Here is a 21,093-nt window from a genome sequence, read left to right as displayed (position 1 = left end):
CTCTTTCTACACGCCTCCGAATCTGCGCCCTCTATGTTGAAAGTCTGTAATCGCATTTAGCAAATGTTCCTCGGTAAAATCTGGCCAATACACATCTGTAAACCAAAGCTCCGAATACGCAATTTGCCATAGCATGAAATTACTAATACGTAGCTCCCCACTTGTACGAATAAGCAAGTCTGGGTCAGGTAAAGAGCTTGTCATTAAGTATGAAGAAAGCATTTCTTCATTTACATCTTCTGAACGAACTTTCCCTTCTTCGCTATCTTTCATCATATGTTGCACAGCAGAAACGATTTCATCGCGACTTCCATAGTTTAACGCAAAATTGAGAATTAATCCCGTGTTCTCTTTTGTATCTTCCATGGCTTTTTCCATCGCTCTGCGCGTATGCGTAGGAAGACGATCTTTTTGTCCAATTACTCGAACTTGTACATTTTCTTCAATTAATTCTGGTAAAAATGCACCTAAAAATTCTTCTGGAAGCTTCATTAAATAATCGACTTCCTTTTTCGGTCTTTTCCAATTCTCAGTAGAAAAAGCATAAAGAGTCAGCACTTTCACATCAAGTTTACTAGCAAATTTCGTAATTTTTTTTACTACTTGCATTCCTTCATGATGTCCGGCAATGCGGGGCATTGCTCTTCTCTTTGCCCATCTTCCATTACCATCCATAATGATCGCAATGTGCTCTGGGATATGTCCCTTTTTCACTTTTCCAATGAGATGATCAAACGATGTGACCTTTTTACCTTTAAAAAAAGGAAACTTTTTAAACATCATTCATACCCTCCAACAAGCAGACGTATGCCAAAAAGTGTAAAAAGACCCCCTTAAGAAGAGGGTCATATTTGCGAAGGTATCGCTATTACACTTCCATGATTTCTTTTTCTTTGTTTTTTGCGATTTCGTCAACTTTTGCAATATATTTATCTGTTTCTTTTTGGATATCTTCTGTATATCCTCTTAAGTCGTCTTCTGTAATATCTCCAGCTTTTTCAAGCTTTTTAAGATCATCATTAGCATCACGACGTACGTTACGAACTGCTACTTTTGCTTCTTCAGCATATTTCTTAACAGTTTTTACTAGGTCTCTACGACGTTCTTCTGTTAATGCAGGGAATGCAATACGAATTACTGATCCATCGTTAGAAGGATTTAGACCTAAATCAGCTTTTAAAATTGCTTTTTCAATATCACCGATAGAAGTTTTATCATACGGCTGAATAACAAGCAAACGTGCTTCAGGAACTGTAATGTTCGCTAATTGCACAACAGGTGTTGGTGCACCATAATAATCAACTTGTACTTTATCTAATGCAGACGCGCTTGCACGACCAGCACGAACTGAAGCTAATTCGCGAGAATAAGCAGCAACTGCTTTTTCCATTTTTTCATTTGCAGCTTTTAATACTTGTTGTCCCATTTTTATTTCCCCCTTACAATTGTTCCAATATTTTCGCCTAAAACGACACGCTTAATATTACCTTTTTCCATAACTGAGAATACAATTAATGGAATATCATTATCCATACATAAAGAAGAAGCAGTAGAATCCATTACACCTAAACCTTCTTTTAATACATCTAAGTAAGTAAGTGTTTCATATTTCGTAGCTGTTGGGTCAATAGATGGATCTGCATTATATACGCCATCTACATTGTTTTTCGCCATTAAAATAACATCAGCTTCGATTTCTGCTGCACGTAATGCTGCAGTTGTATCTGTAGAGAAGTACGGGTTACCTGTACCCGCTGCAAAGATAACAACACGCTTCTTCTCTAAGTGACGAATTGCTTTGCGACGAATGTAAGGTTCTGCCACTTGACGCATTTCAATAGAAGTTTGAACACGTGTTTGAATTCCAATGTTCTCCAAGCTATCTTGAAGAGCTAATGAGTTCATAACTGTCGCTAACATGCCCATATAGTCCGCTCCTGCACGGTCCATGCCCATTTCACTTCCAATTTTCCCACGCCAAATGTTACCGCCGCCAACAACAACAGCAACCTCTACATCAAGTTCTGCAATTTCTTTCACTTGTTCTGCAACTGACTTAATAACAGCTGGGTTAATTCCAAATCCTTTTTCACCAGCTAAAGCTTCACCGCTTAGCTTTAAAACAACACGATTATATTTCGGTTTACTCATAATGAACCTCCAATTGCCTACATCTTTATTTTAAAAAAGGGAACACAATGTGTTCCCTAATCTGTATTAGTTGTTACCTTTTACTTGGTTCATTACTTCTTCAGCAAAGTTGTCTTCACGCTTCTCGATACCTTCACCAACAGCGTAGCGAACGAATCCTTTTACCGTTCCGCCTTTAGACTCAACGAATTGACGAACTTTCATATCAGGGTTTTTAACGAATGCTTGGTCAAGTAAGCAAATCTCTTCGAAGAATTTACCTAGGCGACCTTCAACCATCTTAGCAACGATTTTTTCAGGCTTGCCTTCGTTTAAAGCTTGTTGTGTTAATACTTGACGCTCATGCTCAACTTCTTCAGCTGTTACAGCATCGCGGTCGATGTATTTAGGGTTAACTGCTGCAATGTGCATTGCTACATCTTTAGCAGCTGCTTCATCAGTAGAACCTTCAAGAACTGTTACTACACCAATGCGTCCACCCATGTGTAGGTAAGCACCGAATGCATCTGCATCAGTTTTTGTTACGATTTCAAAACGACGAAGTGTAAGTTTTTCACCAATTTTAGCGATTGCTTCATTGATGTGCTCTTCTACTGTTTTACCATTTGCAATTGTTTGAGTCATAGCTTCCTCAACAGATGCAGGCTTGTTAGCTAATAAGTGCGCAGCTAATTCTTTTATTAAAGCTTGGAAACCTTCGTTTTTCGCAACGAAATCAGTTTCAGAGTTTAATTCTAAGATTAAAGCATCGTTACCGTTTGTTTCGATATAAGTTAAACCTTCAGCAGCAATACGGTCTGCTTTTTTCGCAGCTTTCGCAATACCTTTTTCACGTAAGAAATCAATTGCTTTCTCCATGTCGCCATTCGTTTCTGTTAAAGCTTTTTTGCAGTCCATCATACCTGCGCCCGTTTTTTCACGAAGTTCTTTTACCATTTGTGCAGTAATTGCCATACTTTTCATCCTCCTAAAATATGTATTTATACCTTAAAAAAGGTGATAAAAGGCCGAACCCCTTATCACCTTTCCAAATTTGTTACGCAGTAACAGTTTCTTCACCTTGTTTTGCTTCAAGGATCGCGTCTGCCATTTTAGATGTAAGAAGTTTTACAGCACGAATTGCATCATCGTTTGCTGGAATTACGTGATCGATTTCGTCTGGATCACAGTTTGTATCAACGATTCCGATGATTGGAATGTGTAATTTGCGTGCTTCAGCAACTGCGATACGCTCTTTACGAGGGTCTACTACGAATAATGCACTTGGAAGACCTTTCATATCTTTAATACCGCCTAAGAATTTTTCAAGACGCTCTAACTCTTTTTTAAGTTGAACAACTTCTTTCTTAGGAAGTACATCGAATGTACCATCTTCTTGCATTCTTTCGATGTCTTTAAGACGCTTGATACGCTTTTGGATTGTTTGGAAGTTTGTTAACGTTCCACCTAACCAACGTTGGTTAACGAAGTACATACCTGCACGAGTTGCTTCTTCTTTAATAGCTTCTTGTGCTTGTTTTTTTGTACCTACGAATAAAATGTCGCCACCTTCAGCAGCGATGTTACGCATTACGTTGAAAGCTTCTTCAACTTTTTTCACAGTTTTTTGTAAGTCGATGATGTAGATACCGTTACGCTCTGTGAAAATGTAACGTTTCATTTTTGGGTTCCAACGACGAGTTTGATGTCCGAAATGAACACCTGCTTCAAGCAATTGCTTCATAGAAATTACTGCCATAATTTAGTTCCTCCTAAATGGTTTTTGATATCCTCCGTTTACTTCACCTTTAAGCGAAACTACAAGCGTAGCACCAACACTTAAATCGGTAAACGTGTGTACTTTGTACTGACACCACTGCTTACTATATCATAATGAAATATTACAATCAAGTCGAAAATGCGAACAATGTAAAACTTTCTTTTTAATTATGATTTTACTCATCTATTTCTCAATTCTAACTTCAGTATTACCACTCTTCCTTTCCTTTAAGCAGCCGTGCCTAATAAAGCAAAACCACGGCTTTCCCCCCCATCAGAACGCAATGAATCTTTTAGAAAATAAAAAAGCTCTCCTCACATGAGGAGAGCTTCCCTTAACAATTAGTTTGTTTTTAATTTAGCAAGTTCTTGTAAAAACTTGTCGTTTAATACTTTAATGTATGTTCCTTTCATACCTAAAGAACGAGATTCAATAACGCCTGCACTTTCTAATTTACGAAGTGCGTTTACGATTACAGAACGAGTAATTCCTACACGATCAGCAATTTTACTTGCAACAAGTAAACCTTCTGTTCCATTTAATTCTTCGAAGATGTGCTCAATTGCTTCTAACTCACTGTATGATAACGAGCTAATTGCCATTTGAACGACCGCTTTACTACGCGCTTCTTCTTCGATTTCTTCCGCTTTTTCGCGTAAGATTTCCATACCTACTACAGTTGCGCTGTACTCAGCAAGAATTAAATCATCATCTAAAAATTCTTGACCAAGACGCGCTAACACTAGTGTACCTAGACGTTCACCGCCACCAACGATCGGTACAATTGTAGTTAAACCTTGACCGAATAATTCTTTGTTTTCTACAGGGAATGCTGTAAATTGACTGTTTACATCTAAGTTTGAAGATGTTTCTGTAACGTTGAATAGGCTTTGTGTATATTCTTCTGGAAATTGACGCTCTGCAAGCATTTGTTTCATGCGCTCATTCTCGATTTGTTGGTGAATTGCATATCCTAATAATTTACCGCGACGACTTACAACGAATACGTTCGCTTCAATTACTTCACACATTGTATCTGACATTTCTCTAAAGTTTACAGGCTTTCCTGCTGCGCTCTGTAATAACGCATTTAATTTTCTCGTTTTTGCTAATAATTCCATTTCAAAAGTTCCTCCTACATGTTACTTACATATTTTTTCATCACTTGGAAACTAGGGCGAGTCACCTGATGACACTATTACAAAATAAACTGGCTCACATCTTTATTTTTAGCAATCGTTGCTAATTTTTCCTCTACATATTGAGGTGTTATCGTTATTTTCTCTAACGTAATCTCAGATGCTTCAAACGATAAATCTTCAAGAAGTTTCTCCATAATGGTATGAAGTCTTCTCGCTCCAATATTATCCGTATCTTGATTAACTTGATAAGCAATCTCAGCAATCTTACGAATAGCTTCGTCAGAAAATTCAATTTCTATACCCTCAGTTGCTAATAATGCTATATATTGCTTCACTAAAGCATTATCAGGTTCTACAAGAATTTTAACAAAATCATCTACCGATAATTTTGTTAATTCCACTCGAATCGGGAATCTTCCTTGCAGTTCTGGAATTAAATCAGACGGTTTGGACATATGGAAGGCACCAGCCGCAATAAATAAAATATAATCTGTTTTCACCGATCCATATTTCGTTGCAACGTTTGATCCTTCTACAATTGGCAAAATGTCACGCTGTACACCTTCACGCGATACATCCACGCTATTCGACTGCTTACCAGCAATTTTGTCAATTTCATCAATAAAAATAATCCCGAGCTGTTCAGCACGATAAACAGCCTCTTGTGTAACTTCATCCATATCAATTAAGCGCTGTGCTTCCTCATTTGTCAAGACTTTTCTTGCTTCTTTTACAGAAAGTTTACGTTTTTTCGTTTTTTTCGGCATAAAACTTCCTAATGCATCTTGGAAATTCATCCCCATTTGCTCCATACCAGTACCTTGCAACATATCAAACATAGAAGACTGTTGTTCCGTCACTTCAATCGATACAATTTCATCTTCAAGTAAACCTGCGGCAAGTTTCTTTTCAACTTCTCTGCGCTTCTTTTCAATTTCTGTGTCATCTTGTGTTTCAGATGTCTGATTCGCATTTTGATTTCCACCAAATAACATCTCTAACGGATTTTTGAATCCGGATTGTTTTTGCGGACTTGGCACCAAAATTTCAACAAGCCGTTGATTTGCTTGTTCCTCAGCCTTATCTTTAACCTTGACGACCATTTCTTCTTTTACGATGCGAACTGAAGTTTCTACAAGGTCACGCACCATAGATTCTACATCTCGACCGACATATCCAACTTCTGTGAATTTCGTTGCTTCAACCTTAATAAAAGGTGCTCCAACGAGCTTCGCCATTCGTCGTGCTACCTCTGTCTTTCCGACCCCTGTCGGTCCAATCATTAAAATGTTCTTCGGAGCAATTTCATCGCGTAAATCTTCCGCTAATTTACTGCGACGATATCGATTTCTAAGCGCTACTGCAACCGCTTTTTTCGCATCTTTTTGACCAATAATATATTGATCCAATTTTTCTACAATTTGACGCGGAGTAAAATGTAAATGCATATAAAATGCCTCCCTTACGATTCTACAATTCTTCCACAATAATATTGTGATTTGTATACACACAAATGTCACCAGCAATTTCTAAACTTGCTTTCGCAATTGCTTTTGCTGTTAAATGTTCACTCGCATGTTGCTTTAAAGCGCGGCCAGCTGCAAGCGCATAATGTCCACCTGAACCGATTGCTAAAATGCCATCATCCGGTTCAATTACTTCTCCTGTTCCTGAAACAAGAAGTAACGTTGTTTGATCCATAACGATTAACATCGCTTCCAATTGACGCAGCATTTTATCGCCACGCCATTGTTTCGCCATTTCAACTGCAGCACGTTGTAAATTTCCATTATACTCTTCTAATTTCCCCTCAAACATTTCAAAAAGAGTAAACGCATCCGCAACGGAACCTGCAAATCCAGCTAACACCTTCCCTTGAAATAGCTTTCGAACTTTGCGTGCTGTGTGCTTCATCACAACAGCATTACCAAATGTCACTTGTCCGTCGCCGGCCATAGCACACTCGCCATTATGGTGAATGGCAAATATCGTTGTAGCGTGGAAATTTCCCATAGAAAAAACTCCTTTATATGTTTTTATAGCTTTAAAAGCAATTTATGCCCGCGGGTGATGCTTCATGTAAACAGAACGCAATCTTTCTTTTGAAACATGCGTATAAATTTGTGTCGTTGATAGATTTTCATGACCCAATAACTCCTGCACAGTTCGTAAATCTGCACCTTCATCTAACATATGTGTAGCAAATGTATGCCTTAACATATGCGGACTTATTCGCATTGTAAGAGAAGCTTTCTTAATGAGCTCATTTAAAATATAACGAACACCGCGATCCGTTAACGGCTTACCCTTTGCATTTAAAAACACCATTTGAGAGTGTTCCTCTGTTTTTTTAGCTAACTGTTTTCTACCGTTTTCTATATAGGTAATTAAAGCATCTTGTGCATAACTTCCAAATGGAACGTACCTTTGTTTTTTGCCTTTTCCCGTCACTAGAATTGTCCCTACCGAGAAATCAATATCAGTAAGTTGTAAACTTACACATTCACTCACACGGATCCCCGTTGCATACATAAGCTCTAATAAAGCTTGATCCCTTTGACCAAGTGGTGTTTTTACATCAGAAACTTCAAACAATTTCTCCAATTCTTCAACATACAAAAACTTTGGGATTGACAGTTCTTTTTTGGGGAGTGACGCAAGTGCAAACGGATTATCTTCTCGATATCCTTCACGCATCAGAAAACGATATAAACTTCGTAAGCTCGATACTTTTCTTGCGACAGATTTACGGGCTAGCTTTTCATCGTGTAATGTTGTTAAGTACAAACGAACATCTACGTATGTAACGTCTAAAAAAGAGGATATGCCTTCTCGCTCCATAAATTGCACAAAATGTTCTAAATCATTTTGATAACTTGCAATTGTATATTTTGAATAATTTCTTTCAATTTGTAAATATCCAACGAATAATTGTAACAATTTCTTCACATTCACATAACTCACCTCAATAAAGGCTACTAAATCGTATCACAACTCAGTAGCCTTTGCAAGAAATTTAACTAAATATTTACAAAATTTCGAATTGTCTCTAAAGCGCGTGTTGCGTATGCTTCATTTCGCTCTTGTTTCTTTTTAATTTTCTTTTCTAATGGCGCAAATAAACCAAAGTTTGCGTTCATCGGTTGGAAGTTTTTCGCATTAGTTGCAGTAATATAATTCGCCATACTGCCCATTGCTGTTACAGGAGGTAATACAACAGGCTCTTCTCCCTTTACAAGACGAGCTGCATTAATACCCGCTAACAGCCCTGAAGCAGCCGATTCTACATATCCTTCTACACCTGTCATTTGTCCAGCAAAGAATAAATCATCACGATGTTTATATTGGTATGTTGGACGAAGTAATTTTGGTGAATTAATAAACGTATTACGATGCATTACACCATAGCGTACAATTTCTGCATTTTCAAGTCCAGGAATCAATTGTAATACTTCTTTTTGAGGTCCCCACTTTAAATGTGTTTGGAACCCAACAATATTGTATAACGTTCCTGCTGCATCATCTTGACGTAATTGAACAACAGCATATGGCGTTTTACCTGTTTTCGGATCTTCCAGCCCCACTGGTTTCATCGGTCCAAATAACAATGTCTGTCTACCACGGCTTGCCATTACTTCTACAGGCATACACCCTTCAAAGAATACTTCTTTCTCAAATTCTTTTAATGGCACTGTCTCTGCAGCAATTAAAGCATCATAAAAACGATCGAACTCTTCTTCTGTCATTGGGCAGTTTAAATAAGCCGCTTCTCCCTTATCGTAACGAGATTTTAAATATACTTTGTTCATATCAATGCTTTCTTTTTCCACAATTGGTGCAGCTGCATCATAGAAATAAAAATAATCTTCACCCGTTAACTCTTTTAACTGTGCAGAAAGTTCTGGAGATGTGAGTGGACCTGTCGCGATAACAGTTGGTCCTTCTGGAATTTCTGTCATTTCTTCGTTCATCACAGTTACGTTTGGATGATTTTTCACATACTCCGTTACTTTTGCTGCAAATTCATGCCGATCAACCGCTAATGCTCCTCCTGCTGGCACAGAACACTCATCTGCCGCACGGATAATAACAGAGTCCATTTTGCGCATTTCTTCTTTAATGACCCCAACAGCATTTGTTAATGTATTTGCACGAAGTGAGTTACTGCATACTAACTCAGCAAATTTATCTGTGTGATGAGCCGGCGTTTGTCTTACTGGTCTCATTTCATATAATTTTACTTGAACACCACGTTTTGCAATTTGATAAGCTGCTTCACTTCCTGCAAGACCTGCGCCAATGACGTTTACTACTTGTGTTGTCATGTATTTATCACCTTTCCTTTTCTATCCCGAAAAAAATGTGAGCAGTTACGCTCACATTTGTTGTTCTTCTTCATAATCACAAGAAATACATTGTACTTGAACGCCTTTTTTCAGCTTCTTCTCTACGAGCATACCTTCACATTTCGGGCATTTCCGGCCAATCGGTTTATCCCAAGATACGAAATCGCATTCTGGATATGTGCCACATCCATAGAAAAGACGTTTCTTTTTATTACTTCGGCGTTCAATAATTTGTCCTTTATCACATTTCGGACAAGTTACACCGATTTCTTTCACAATCGGTTTTGTATTGCGACAATCAGGGAAATTAGAACAAGCCATAAACTTCCCGTATTTGCCCATTTTAAAGACCATTGGGTGACCGCATAATTCACAATCTTCCCCAGCAGGTTCATCTTTAATTTCGACCTCACGCATCTCCTTTTCCGCTTTTTCTAAGCGGGGTTCAAAGCCTACGTAGAAATCATCAACAATTTTCACCCAATTTGCTTTCCCCTCTTCTACTTCATCAAGGTTTTGCTCCATATTGGCCGTAAATTCAATGTTAATAATTTCCGGGAAAAACTCTAAAATAAGTTCAATTACAATTTCTCCAAGTTCAGTCGGAACAAAGCGTTTATTGTCTAATGCAACATATCCTCGCTTCTGAATCGTTTCAAGTGTCGGTACGTAAGTAGACGGTCTCCCGATTCCAAGCTCTTCAAGCATCCTAACTAAACGGGCCTCTGTATAACGTGGTGGCGGCTGCGTAAAGTGCTGCTTTGGATCCATATCTTTTGAAAATACGGTTTCTCCTATTTCTAAAGGAGGCAACATTTTATCTTTTTCTTCCGCACCATCATCTTTCGATTCTACGTAAACTTTCATAAACCCTGAAAATTTCACTACTGAGCCACTTGCACGGAATTGAACGTTATTATTAATGAGTCTAGCTGTAACAGTATCCATTACAGCGGATGCCATTTGACTTGCAACAAATCGCTCCCAAATCAATTTGTACAAACGATGTTGATCACGACTTAAGAAACTTTTTAGTTCCTCTGGCTTTCTCATTACCGAAGTTGGACGAATTGCTTCATGCGCATCTTGTGCATTCGCTTTTTTCGTTTCCTTCTTCTTCTCTGTCCCTATGTATTCTGAACCAAACGCCTCAGTAATATAAGAGCGAGCTTCCTCTTGAGCAGTTTCCGATATACGCGTTGAGTCTGTTCTCATATACGTAATAAGACCTACGGTTCCCTGTTTACCAATATCTATCCCTTCGTATAGCTGCTGCGCAAGCATCATTGTTTTCTTTGCTCGCATATTTAATTTACGTGCAGCTTCTTGTTGTAAAGAAGACGTTGTAAATGGTAATGCAGGATTACGTTTTCGCTCTTTTTTCGTTACATTTTCAACTGAAAACGCATTGTCTTTCATTGTTTCAATTATGTCTTTTACTTGCGCTTCATTTGTTAATTGAACCTTTTCTCCATTCACACCATAAAAAGATGCTTCAAATGTGTCTTTTCCTTTTACAAATTCTGTTTTAATTGTCCAGAACTCTTCCGGAATAAAACTTTGAATTTCTTTTTCACGATCAATAATTAAGCGAACCGCTACAGATTGTACACGTCCTGCACTTAATCCCTTTTTGACTTTCTTCCATAATAAAGGACTAATATTATAACCAACAAGGCGATCAAGTATCCGTCTTGCTTGCTGTGCATCTACTAAATCCATATTAATTGCACGAGGATGCTTAAATGACTCTTTAATCGCATCTTTTGTAATTTCATTAAATACAACCCGGCAATCTGATTCAACATCCACATTTAGCGTATTCGCTAAATGCCAAGCGATCGCTTCTCCTTCGCGGTCTGGATCGGCCGCGAGATAGACTTTTTTTGCTTTTTTTGCTGCTGATTTTAAATCTTTTAAAACAGGACCTTTACCACGGATGGTAATATACTTCGGGGTGAAATTATTTTTTACTTCTATCCCCATTTGACTTTTAGGCAAATCGCGAACATGTCCCATAGACGCGACGACTTTGTATTTTTTCCCTAAATATTTCTCAATGGTTTTCGCCTTAGAAGGCGACTCCACGATTACGAGGTAATCTGACATGCTAGTGCCTCCTTAAGAGGTGGATTCAAGTCTTCATTAATCTTATTGATTTCTCTTGTTTTTGTCAATCAAGAATGAGTATAACATACAGTGCCACTCTACCATTTGTCAATAATTGTTTAATAAAAACATAAAAATATACGATTAATTTAAAAATTCCTCGAGAATATCCTCTGCTTTTTGAACAAGTTTCGCCCCTTGCTTTATAAGTTGATTTGTTCCTGCTGCACTTTCTGTAAAAATAGGACCTGGAAAAGCAAATACCTCCCTATTTTGTTCTAAAGCGAGATCTGCAGTAATAAGCGAGCCACTTTTCGATTTCGCTTCCACTACTAGAACTCCTTTACAAAGACCACTGATAATTCGATTTCGCTTTGGAAAATACCATTTTCTAGGCGCGTAATGTGGCGGATATTCTGTTAATAACAGTACAGTATTCTTCCATATTTTATAAAAGTAGCAATTCTCTTTTGGATACATATACTGTAATCCATGCCCTAAGACAGCAATAGTAGAGCTATGTTGTTGCACTGCGATTTGATGAGCAATGGTATCAATTCCATTTGCAAAACCACTTACAATTAGCCATTCTTTGTCTATTAGCGGTTGTAAAATAGATTGTATGCTTTCTTTCCCGTATAAAGAAGGTTTTCTTGTTCCAACTACTGCAAATTTATTTATTTCTCCTAATAATTCTCTCTTTCCCTTTCCATATAAAATGAAAGGCGGATCTGATATTTCACGTAATAATTCTGGATAATCATCATCCCATATTGTGACATAAAAAATATGCTTTTCTTCTAAATGACGTATACATTGTGCTGGGGTAGATGTTTGTAAGAAGCTAACTAATTCAGCAGATTTTTTCGGAGTCAGCCCAGCATACTTTTCAAATTCCACTGAACTAAATTTATACAGTTTCTTTATCTCTGGGTCTATATGTAATAAGCGAGTTAACGCTTTCCAATGATCCGCTAACACATAATGAAGATGGAGCAATCGTTCCCTTTTCATGATCATTCTCCTTACCCATAATTTTTATTATGTAAACAGGAAAAAGTGTAAAAAGACACCCTCTAACACGAAGGTGTCTTTCAAAAAGATTAATAGTTTTTACAAGTTTCAAATAATCCTTTTTCTTTTAAAACAGCGATTAAAGTTTCGCCCATAACAGCTGGTGTTTCAGCAACTTTAATACCACAAGCTTCCATTGTTTTGATTTTTTCAGCAGCTGTACCTTTACCGCCAGAAATAATCGCACCAGCATGGCCCATACGTTTTCCTGCAGGCGCTGTTTGACCACCGATAAATCCAACAACAGGTTTTGTCATATTTGCTTTTACCCACTCAGCAGCTTCTTCTTCTGCTGTTCCGCCGATTTCACCAATCATAATAACAGCATGTGTTTCTTCGTCTTCATTAAACGCTTTTAACGCATCAATAAAGTCTGTACCATTGACAGGGTCGCCACCGATACCTACAGCAGTAGATTGACCAATGCCTTCTTGTGTTAATTGATGTACAGCTTCGTATGTTAATGTACCAGATCGAGATACAATACCGACATGACCTTTTTTATGAATATATCCTGGCATAATACCAATCTTACATTCATCTGGTGTAATAACACCTGGGCAGTTTGGTCCAAGTAAACGCGTCTGTTTACCTGCCATATACTTCTTAACTTTAACCATATCTAATACAGGGATTCCTTCTGTAATACATACTACTAAATCAATCTCTGCATCAACTGCTTCCATAATTGCATCAGCCGCAAAAGCGGGTGGAACGTACACAACTGAAGCATTTGCGCGCGTTGCTTTTACAGCATCTTCTACCGTATCAAAGACAGGTACACCTTCAATTTCAGTGCCACCTTTACCAGGTGTTACACCACCGACAATTTTCGTACCATATTCAATCATTTGTTTTGTATGGAATAAACCTTGTGAACCAGTAATACCTTGTACAATAACTTTTGTATCTTTATTAACTAATACGCTCATTTTTCTCCCCCGCTTTCTATTAGCCCACTAGTGAAACAATTTTTTGTGCACCGTCTGCCATAGATTCTGCTGCAACAATATTTAAACCAGATTCATTTAAAATTTTCTTACCTAGCTCAACATTTGTACCTTCAAGACGAACAACAAGTGGTAATTCAAGGCCTACTTGTTTTGTCGCTTCAATAACACCTTCTGCAATAACATCACATTTCATAATGCCACCAAAAATGTTAACGAAAATACCTTTTACATTTTTGTCAGAAAGAATAATTTTGAAAGCTTCTGTAACTTTTTCAGCTGTAGCACCGCCACCAACATCTAAGAAGTTAGCTGGATCGCCATGGTAATGTTTAATGATATCCATTGTTGCCATTGCTAATCCTGCACCATTTACCATACAACCAATATTTCCATCTAAAGGAATATAGTTTAAGTCGTATTTAGAAGCTTCAATTTCTTTCGGATCTTCTTCTTCAAGATCACGAAGTTCTAGAATGTCTTTATGACGATATAATGCATTAGAATCAAAATTTAATTTTGCATCTAATGCCATAACTTTTCCATCACCTGTTGTAACAAGTGGGTTGATTTCTGCAATAGAGCAATCTTTTTCGATATAAGCACGATATAAGCCCATCATAAACTTCACAGCTTGTCCTACAAGCTCTTTTGGAATATTGATGTTAAATGCGATTCGGCGCGCTTGGAAACCTTGCAAGCCTACTGCTGGATCGATATATTCTTTAAAGATTTTTTCTGGTGTTTTTTCTGCTACTTCTTCAATTTCTGTTCCGCCTTCTTCAGACGCCATTAAAACAACTTGAGAAGTCGCACGGTCTAAAACTAGACCTACATAATATTCTTTTTTAATATCGCATCCTTCTTCGATAAGTAAGCGTTTTACTTCTTTACCTTCAGGACCCGTTTGATGCGTAACAAGCGTAGTACCTAAAATACTTTCCGCATATGTACGAACTTCTTCTAAATTTTTCGCAACTTTTACTCCGCCAGCTTTGCCGCGTCCACCAGCGTGAATTTGTGCTTTCACTACACATACATCTGTTCCTAATTCTTTCGCTGCTTCTACAGCTTCTTCTACTGTAAATGCAACCTTCCCGTTCGGAACGCTAACCCCATAGCTTCTAAGGACTGCTTTACCTTGGTACTCATGGATATTCATGGTCCCATCCTCCCCTGTTTTCCTGTTTTACTCAAAAAGTTTTTTAATGTTTAAAAAACACTACATTGCCATTGTATAAAATGATTGGCACGCTGTCTACAATAAAGTGTCAGAAAACTGAAATCGCTTTATTCTTTTTTGAAAATAGTAATGTTTATATACCAAAATAAAAAAATAAGCTGTGAGTCACAGCTTATTTTTGAATCATATCCTTAATCGGTGCAAATGTTTTTCTATGCTCTTCTAATACTCCGTACATTTCAATCGCTTGTAAATGTTGTTTCGTTCCATAGCCCATATGTTGCTCAAATCCATATGCTGGATATTCTTTCCCAAGTTCTTTCATCATGCGATCTCTCGTTACTTTCGCAATAATAGACGCAGCTGCAATAGAAATACTTTTTGCATCACCTTTAATAATAGATGTTTGCGGAATTGGTGTAGGAAGCTTCATTGCATCAATTAATAAATATTCTGGTGTACATGCTAAATTCGCAATTGCATCTAACATTGCTCGTTTCGTCGCTTGATAAATATTTATTTCATCAATAACTTGCGGAGATACAATTCCAACCCCAATCGCGATTGCCTGTTCTTTAATTTCATCATAAAAACGCTCACGTTTCGCTTCACTGAGTTTTTTAGAGTCATTTAACCCTGGGATATAGAAATCTCCCGGAAGGACGACAGCAGCCGTAACAACGGGCCCAGCTAGCGGTCCTCTCCCCACTTCATCAATTCCAGCAATATATGAGAGCCCTTTTTCACGTAATGCTTTTTCATATTTTGACATCTCTAAAAACTTTTCTTTTTCCTTTTGCGCTAACTCTTTTTGTTTATACCATTTTAAAATGAGCTTTTGAACGCCTTTCCGCTCATCCTTCAATAACACTTGAAATCTTTCATCTTCTTCATTCTTAATTTCTTGTAATACACATTCTGCCTCTTGAATTGTGATTTTTTGCATCAATGTACACTCCCTTTTAAAAATAACCAAAAAGAAAAGACGCACAAACGCACGTCTTATACTTCTTCTACTTCCTCTGCAAATTCTTCCGGTGTTTCAAATGTCATTTTTCCAAGTTTACCACCGCGAAGCTCGCGAAGAATAAGCTCAGATGTTTTATCATAATCAATCATTCCGCCGCCCATTAGGCAACCTCTATTTCTTCCAATCACATCAAAGAATTCTACAATGTCTTCTGGAATTTCACTTAATTTATAACGTTCTTGTATACGTTCTGGATAATGCTTTTCCATAAAACGAAGTGCATATACTGCTACATCTTGTAAATTTAAAATAGAATCTTTAATTGCACCCGTTGTCGCAAGGCGAAGTCCAACTAATTCATCTTCAAATTTAGGCCATAAAATACCTGGTGTATCCAGTAGTTCCATTTCCTTACCAACCTTAATCCATTGTTGGGCTGTTGTAACACCTGGACGATCACCTGTTTTTGCAATATTTTTCTTTGCTAATTTATTAATCAATGTAGATTTACCGACATTGGGAATACCTACAATTAAAGCGCGAATTGCTCTTGGACGAATGCCTTTTGCAACCATTTTGTCAAATTTTTCTTTTACAAGCACTTTACATGCAGCTGCAATTTCTTTCATACCTTGTCCAGCCTGCGCATTAATTGAAATTGCTTTATGCCCTTTTTCCTCAAAATAGGCGATCCATTGCTTTGTTAGTCGATCATCTGCCATATCCGCTTTATTTAAAACAACAAGCCTCGGCTTATGTGTAATAATTTCATCAATCATCGGGTTTCGAGAAGATAAAGGTAATCGAGCATCTACAAGTTCAATTACAACATCAATTAACTTTAATTTCTCTGTTACTTGGCGCCTAGCTTTTGCCATATGCCCTGGGAACCATTGAATTACCATGTTGCCACCTTCTTTTTTCGTTTATTTCACAATACGTGCGTCTTTTAATGGCCAATATAACATATTCGCTTCTCCAATTACTTGGTCCATCGAAATCGTTCCAATAGTACGACTATCTTTACTAAAACGACGATTGTCACCTAGTACAAATAATTGACCTTTTGGAACTGTTTTCTTACCTGTAATTTCTTCAAGCTTGAAATCATATGTAAGTGGTCCATCAGCAAGTTGTTTTTTCTGCTTGTCTAAATACGGTTCCTCATAAGGTTTTCCGTTAATATAGAGTTTATCATTACGATACTCAATTTCATCGCCTGGCAAGCCGATAACACGTTTAATATAATCTTTTTCTTCTGTTGCTTGGAATACGATTATGTCAAAACGTTTCGGTTCACCAATGTGATAACCAATTTTATTAACAATCATTCGATCACGATCATGTAGCGTCGGCGACATTGATACACCATCCACAAGGATTGGAGCAAAGAAAAATTGTCTAATAACACCCGCTAACACAATAGCAATCAAAATTGCTTTTATCCATTCCCAAAGTGAACTCTTCTCTTTCTTCATGTATTTCCCCTCCACAGTTATGTAAGCTGTTCGTATTATATCAAAATTTCATATAGATTGGAAAAAGGGAGCTTGTGCATTTACAAGCTCCCATACATGTCTTATCGAATTTCTTTAATACGCGCTTTTTTACCGCGAAGGTTACGTAAGTAGTATAACTTAGCACGACGTACTTTACCACGGCGAAGTACTTCGATTTTCGCGATTCTTGGCGTGTGAACTGGGAATGTACGCTCAACACCTACACCGTAAGAAATCTTACGCACTGTGAATGTTTCACTGATTCCGCCACCACGACGTTTAATTACAACACCTTCAAAAAGCTGAATTCTCTCACGAGTACCCTCAACTACTTTTACGTGTACACGTAAAGTGTCACCAGGACGGAATGAAGGTAGGTCAGTTTTTAATTGGCCTTTTGTAATTTCTGCGATTAATTGTTGCATATTCAATTCTCTCCTTTAAACGGATGCTCTTATAAAGTCTTAATAAATTACAGCGGAACATCGTTAATACGGCTACTGATTTCAGTAACACAAATGTTATAATATCATATTGCTAGGCCTGTTGCAATAGAAAATATATGAAGTTCTTATTGCTCTTTTTTAATTTGTTCAATCCATTTTTCTTCTTGCTTTGATAATTGACGTTCTTCAAGTAAATCTGGTCGACGTGTATACGTACGGCGCAGGGATTCTTTATGACGCCATTCATCAATATTTTTATGATTCCCTGACGTAAGTACATCCGGTACCTTCATGCCACGGAAATCAGCTGGACGTGTATAGTGCGGATGCTCTAACAAACCAGTACTAAAAGAATCTTCCACCTGAGAAGTGTGATTTCCAAGTACTCCTGGCAAAAGACGTACAACACTATCGGTAACAACCATAGAGGCTAATTCTCCGCCCGTTAATACGTAATCACCAATAGAAATCTCATCTGTTACAAGATGTTCACGAATTCGTTCATCATATCCTTCATAATGACCACATACAAAAATAACATGCTCTTCTCCAGCAAGCTCTTCTGCCTTTTTCTGCGTGAAACGCTCTCCTTGTGGACACATTAAGACAACCCTTGGTTTACGGTCAGTTTCCTTCGTTAACTCTTCCACCGCATCAAAGATAGGCTGCGGGGTTAATACCATCCCCGCGCCCCCACCGTACGGATAATCATCTACACTGTTATGCTTACTTGTTGTATAATCACGAAAATTTACAACCCTAAGCTCCACTGCCTCTTTTTCTTGCGCTTTTTTTAAAATCGAAGATCCAAAAACACCGGTGAACATCTCTGGAAATAATGTTAAAATATCGATTTTCATTATAGCAATCCTTCCATTACATGAATGGTTACTAATTTATTTTCAATATTAACTTGAAGTACAACATCATCAATGTAAGGAATTAAAAGATCTTGACCTTTCGGGCGTTTGATCACCCAAACATCATTCGCACCAGGAGATAGAATCTCTTTTATCGTACCTAAATCCTCTCCATCTTCTGTTACAACTTTACAGCCAATAATTTCATGGTAATAGTACTCACCTTCAGCAAGTTCACCTAACTGCTCTTCTGGTACTTTGATTGAAGAACCTTTTAGCTTCTCTACTTCATCTACATTGTTATACCCTTCAAACGTTAATAAATCAAATGTTTTGTGTTGACGATGAGAAGCGACCTTTACCGAAAGTGGTTCCGTCCCTTTATCATGCCATATGTATAATGTATTCCCTACTTTATATCGTTCTTCAGGAAAATCGGTACGAGAAATAACTCGAATTTCCCCTCTAACACCATGAGTATTTACAATTTTACCTACGTTAAACCATTTTGTCATAAACAGCATGTCACCCCTGTTTTCTATATAAGTTAAGCATTTCCATTCCATATATGGAACATGCAATTTCTTTAAAAATGTTAAAAAAGGGAGAGGAAAAATCCTCGCCCTTTTAACGTTTATTGAATTTCCAGTGTGACTTTCTCATCATTGTGATGTCCCACTGAATACAAGAGCATCCGAATTGCTTTCGCAACTCGCCCCTGCTTTCCAATGACTTTTCCAACATCCTCAGGATGCACAGTCAATCGATACTTTATCTCTCCGTTGCAAAGTTCCTGTGAAACTTTTACATCTTCAGGATGATCTACAAGAGGTTTGACAATTGTTTCGATTAACTTTTTCATTGTCATTGCCTCAATTACTTACCTTGTTTAGATAAGTGGAATTTCTCCATGATACCTTGGTTAGAGAAAAGATTGCGAACTGTATCAGATGGTTTCGCACCATTTCCTAACCATTTTAATGCTGCTTCTTCGTTGATTTTCACTTCAGCTGGTTGAGCAACCGGATTGTAAGTACCGATTTCCTCAATGAAACGTCCGTCACGAGGAGAACGAGAATCTGCAACAACTACACGATAGAAAGGAGTTTTTTTAGCTCCCATACGTTTTAAACGAATTTTAACTGCCATTTATAAAGCACCTCCGAATTTATTTCACACAGATAATTATATTAGCAAAAAGACTATTGCTTTGTAAAGTATTTTTTCTTAACAGAGCCATCTTTTTTTCCTTACATAAATGGAAACTTCAATCCACCTAGTCCTTTTTTCTTACCTTTTTGCATGCCTGTCATCGTCTTCATCATTTTTTTCATATCTTCAAACTGCTTCAGTAGACGATTAATTTCTTGTACTGTTGTACCACTACCTTTGGCAATGCGTTTTTTACGACTAGCATTGATAATTTCCGGATGTTCTCGCTCTACTTTTGTCATAGAACGAATAATTGCCTCAATATGCCCAATTTGTTTTTCATCAACTTGTGCATTTTTCAGCCCTTTAATTTTATTTGCACCAGGAAGCATTCCTAGCAATTCATCAAGTGGTCCAAGTTGACGCACTTGTCCAAGTTGCTCTAGGAAATCGTCTAGCGTAAACGAAAGCGTACGCATTTTTTGCTCAAGTTCTTTTGCTTTTTCCTCATCAACTGTAGCTTGCGCTTTTTCAATTAATGTTAAAACGTCACCCATCCCTAAAATACGGGATGCCATGCGTTCTGGATGGAACGCTTCAATCGCATCTAGCTTTTCACCCATACCAGCAAATTTAATTGGTGTGTTTGTTACTGCTTTAATAGATAGTGCCGCACCACCGCGCGTATCACCGTCTAATTTCGTTAAAACAACACCTGTTAAACCTAACTGTTCATGGAAACTTTGTGCAACATTTACCGCATCTTGTCCTGTCATCGCATCGACAACAAGGAAGATTTCATCCGGTTTCGCAACTTCTTTCACTTTCGCTAATTCATCCATTAGTTCTTCATCAATATGCAGGCGACCCGCTGTATCGATTAAAACATAATCATGATGATCTTCTTTTGCTTTCGCAATCGCTTGTTTCGCAATTTCAACAGGACTTACTTGATCTCCTAATGAGAAAACAGGCATGTCCAATTGCTTCCCTAATGTTTCAAGCTGTTTAATCGCTGCAGGACGGTAAATATCCGCTGCAACAAGCATCGGTTTACGATTATGCTTTTTACGAAGCAAATTCGCAAGTTTACCTGTTGTCGTTGTTTTACCTGCCCCTTGCAGACCAACCATCATAATAACAGTTGGCGGCTTATTAGCGACAGCAATTTTACTTTGCTCTCCGCCCATAAGTTCTGTAAGTTCTTCCTGTACAACTTTAATTACTTGTTGGCCAGGTGTCAAACTCTTCATTACATCTTGTCCGACAGCACGCTCAGACACACGCTTTACAAAATCTTTTACTACTTTAAAGTTAACATCCGCTTCTAAAAGAGCAAGACGAACTTCTCTCATCATTTCTTTTACATCGGCTTCAGAAACTTTTCCTTTGCCGCGGATTTTTTGCATCGTCTGTTGAAGTCGGTCGGCTAATCCTTCAAATGCCATATTG

At 37.8% G+C, this 21,093-nt stretch carries 23 protein-coding genes; all 23 read right to left on the bottom strand.

Translation table 11 applies throughout. The features are described 5' to 3' along the window. Window positions 1-6: 6 nt before the first annotated feature. The 23 genes from uppS to ffh all read right to left on the bottom strand — a co-directional run bounded on the left by uppS (window position 7) and on the right by ffh (window position 21,089). On the bottom strand, window positions 7-783 hold the full coding sequence (gene uppS / locus ACM6HU_RS09485; protein WP_016115955.1) for an isoprenyl transferase: 777 nt from the start codon (window positions 781-783) through the stop codon (window positions 7-9). Window positions 784-868: 85 nt separating this feature from the next. Then, window positions 869-1,426, bottom strand: coding sequence for a ribosome recycling factor (gene frr, locus ACM6HU_RS09480; protein ID WP_003199493.1), 558 nt, complete (start codon window positions 1,424-1,426; stop codon window positions 869-871). Between the two features lie 2 nt (window positions 1,427-1,428). After that, window positions 1,429-2,151 (bottom strand): UMP kinase, encoded by a 723-nt coding sequence (gene pyrH / locus ACM6HU_RS09475; RefSeq protein WP_016115956.1) that lies wholly within the window; start codon window positions 2,149-2,151, stop codon window positions 1,429-1,431. 66 nt (window positions 2,152-2,217) lie between these two features. After that, window positions 2,218-3,105 carry a translation elongation factor Ts gene (gene tsf / locus ACM6HU_RS09470; RefSeq protein ID WP_016115957.1) on the bottom strand — a complete coding sequence of 296 codons (888 nt, stop codon included), beginning with the start codon at window positions 3,103-3,105 and terminating at the stop codon, window positions 2,218-2,220. 82 nt (window positions 3,106-3,187) lie between these two features. Next, window positions 3,188-3,889, bottom strand: a complete 702-nt coding sequence (gene rpsB / locus ACM6HU_RS09465) for a 30S ribosomal protein S2 (RefSeq protein WP_016115958.1) — start codon at window positions 3,887-3,889, stop codon at window positions 3,188-3,190. A 362-nt stretch (window positions 3,890-4,251) separates the two neighbouring features. Continuing rightward, complete coding sequence (gene codY / locus ACM6HU_RS09460; protein ID WP_016115959.1) at window positions 4,252-5,031, bottom strand: GTP-sensing pleiotropic transcriptional regulator CodY; 780 nt, start codon at window positions 5,029-5,031, stop codon at window positions 4,252-4,254. Between the two features lie 77 nt (window positions 5,032-5,108). Further along, window positions 5,109-6,500: an ATP-dependent protease ATPase subunit HslU gene (gene hslU / locus ACM6HU_RS09455; protein ID WP_003199484.1), complete on the bottom strand. Its 1,392-nt coding sequence runs from the start codon at window positions 6,498-6,500 to the stop codon at window positions 5,109-5,111. A 22-nt stretch (window positions 6,501-6,522) separates the two neighbouring features. Further along, a complete protein-coding gene (gene hslV, locus ACM6HU_RS09450) occupies window positions 6,523-7,065 on the bottom strand; it encodes an ATP-dependent protease proteolytic subunit HslV (protein WP_003199482.1) in 543 nt (180 codons plus the stop codon). 42 nt (window positions 7,066-7,107) lie between these two features. Further along, on the bottom strand, window positions 7,108-8,007 hold the full coding sequence (xerC, locus tag ACM6HU_RS09445) for a tyrosine recombinase XerC (RefSeq protein ID WP_016133222.1): 900 nt from the start codon (window positions 8,005-8,007) through the stop codon (window positions 7,108-7,110). Window positions 8,008-8,072: 65 nt separating this feature from the next. Further along, entirely contained in the window at window positions 8,073-9,377 is a 1,305-nt protein-coding gene (gene trmFO, locus ACM6HU_RS09440; RefSeq protein WP_016115961.1) for an FADH(2)-oxidizing methylenetetrahydrofolate--tRNA-(uracil(54)-C(5))-methyltransferase TrmFO, read from the bottom strand. Between the two features lie 51 nt (window positions 9,378-9,428). Then, on the bottom strand, window positions 9,429-11,507 hold the full coding sequence (gene topA / locus ACM6HU_RS09435; protein ID WP_016115962.1) for a type I DNA topoisomerase: 2,079 nt from the start codon (window positions 11,505-11,507) through the stop codon (window positions 9,429-9,431). Window positions 11,508-11,651: 144 nt separating this feature from the next. Beyond that, window positions 11,652-12,521, bottom strand: a complete 870-nt coding sequence (dprA, locus tag ACM6HU_RS09430; RefSeq protein ID WP_016115963.1) for a DNA-processing protein DprA — start codon at window positions 12,519-12,521, stop codon at window positions 11,652-11,654. Window positions 12,522-12,610: 89 nt separating this feature from the next. Then, on the bottom strand, window positions 12,611-13,513 hold the full coding sequence (sucD, locus tag ACM6HU_RS09425) for a succinate--CoA ligase subunit alpha (protein WP_016115964.1): 903 nt from the start codon (window positions 13,511-13,513) through the stop codon (window positions 12,611-12,613). A 19-nt stretch (window positions 13,514-13,532) separates the two neighbouring features. After that, entirely contained in the window at window positions 13,533-14,693 is a 1,161-nt protein-coding gene (sucC, locus tag ACM6HU_RS09420) for an ADP-forming succinate--CoA ligase subunit beta (RefSeq protein WP_016115965.1), read from the bottom strand. Window positions 14,694-14,886: 193 nt separating this feature from the next. Beyond that, complete coding sequence (locus ACM6HU_RS09415) at window positions 14,887-15,660, bottom strand: ribonuclease HII (RefSeq protein WP_016115966.1); 774 nt, start codon at window positions 15,658-15,660, stop codon at window positions 14,887-14,889. Window positions 15,661-15,716: 56 nt separating this feature from the next. Further along, window positions 15,717-16,589, bottom strand: a complete 873-nt coding sequence (gene ylqF / locus ACM6HU_RS09410; RefSeq protein ID WP_016115967.1) for a ribosome biogenesis GTPase YlqF — start codon at window positions 16,587-16,589, stop codon at window positions 15,717-15,719. A 21-nt stretch (window positions 16,590-16,610) separates the two neighbouring features. Next, the gene (gene lepB / locus ACM6HU_RS09405) at window positions 16,611-17,162 is read right to left on the bottom strand and encodes a signal peptidase I (RefSeq protein WP_016115968.1); all 552 of its coding nucleotides are present in this window, start codon (window positions 17,160-17,162) and stop codon (window positions 16,611-16,613) included. Between the two features lie 101 nt (window positions 17,163-17,263). Further along, window positions 17,264-17,608 (bottom strand): 50S ribosomal protein L19, encoded by a 345-nt coding sequence (gene rplS, locus ACM6HU_RS09400; protein ID WP_001186516.1) that lies wholly within the window; start codon window positions 17,606-17,608, stop codon window positions 17,264-17,266. Window positions 17,609-17,754: 146 nt separating this feature from the next. Continuing rightward, window positions 17,755-18,489 carry a tRNA (guanosine(37)-N1)-methyltransferase TrmD gene (gene trmD / locus ACM6HU_RS09395; protein ID WP_016115969.1) on the bottom strand — a complete coding sequence of 245 codons (735 nt, stop codon included), beginning with the start codon at window positions 18,487-18,489 and terminating at the stop codon, window positions 17,755-17,757. Continuing rightward, complete coding sequence (gene rimM / locus ACM6HU_RS09390) at window positions 18,489-19,004, bottom strand: ribosome maturation factor RimM (RefSeq protein ID WP_033671426.1); 516 nt, start codon at window positions 19,002-19,004, stop codon at window positions 18,489-18,491. Before rimM ends, trmD begins: the two co-directional genes overlap by 1 nt. A 119-nt stretch (window positions 19,005-19,123) precedes the next feature. Next, entirely contained in the window at window positions 19,124-19,351 is a 228-nt protein-coding gene (locus ACM6HU_RS09385; protein WP_016115971.1) for a KH domain-containing protein, read from the bottom strand. Between the two features lie 14 nt (window positions 19,352-19,365). Next, on the bottom strand, window positions 19,366-19,638 hold the full coding sequence (gene rpsP, locus ACM6HU_RS09380; protein WP_000268750.1) for a 30S ribosomal protein S16: 273 nt from the start codon (window positions 19,636-19,638) through the stop codon (window positions 19,366-19,368). 101 nt (window positions 19,639-19,739) lie between these two features. After that, a complete protein-coding gene (gene ffh, locus ACM6HU_RS09375; protein ID WP_003199457.1) occupies window positions 19,740-21,089 on the bottom strand; it encodes a signal recognition particle protein in 1,350 nt (449 codons plus the stop codon). Between the last annotated feature and the right edge of the window lie 4 nt (window positions 21,090-21,093).

Origin of the sequence: Bacillus sp. IT-79MI2, assembly GCF_949768135.1 — a bacterium.
GTDB lineage: Bacteria > Bacillota > Bacilli > Bacillales > Bacillaceae_G > Bacillus_A > Bacillus_A pseudomycoides.
This window is presented reverse-complemented; position numbering and strand designations above follow the sequence as displayed.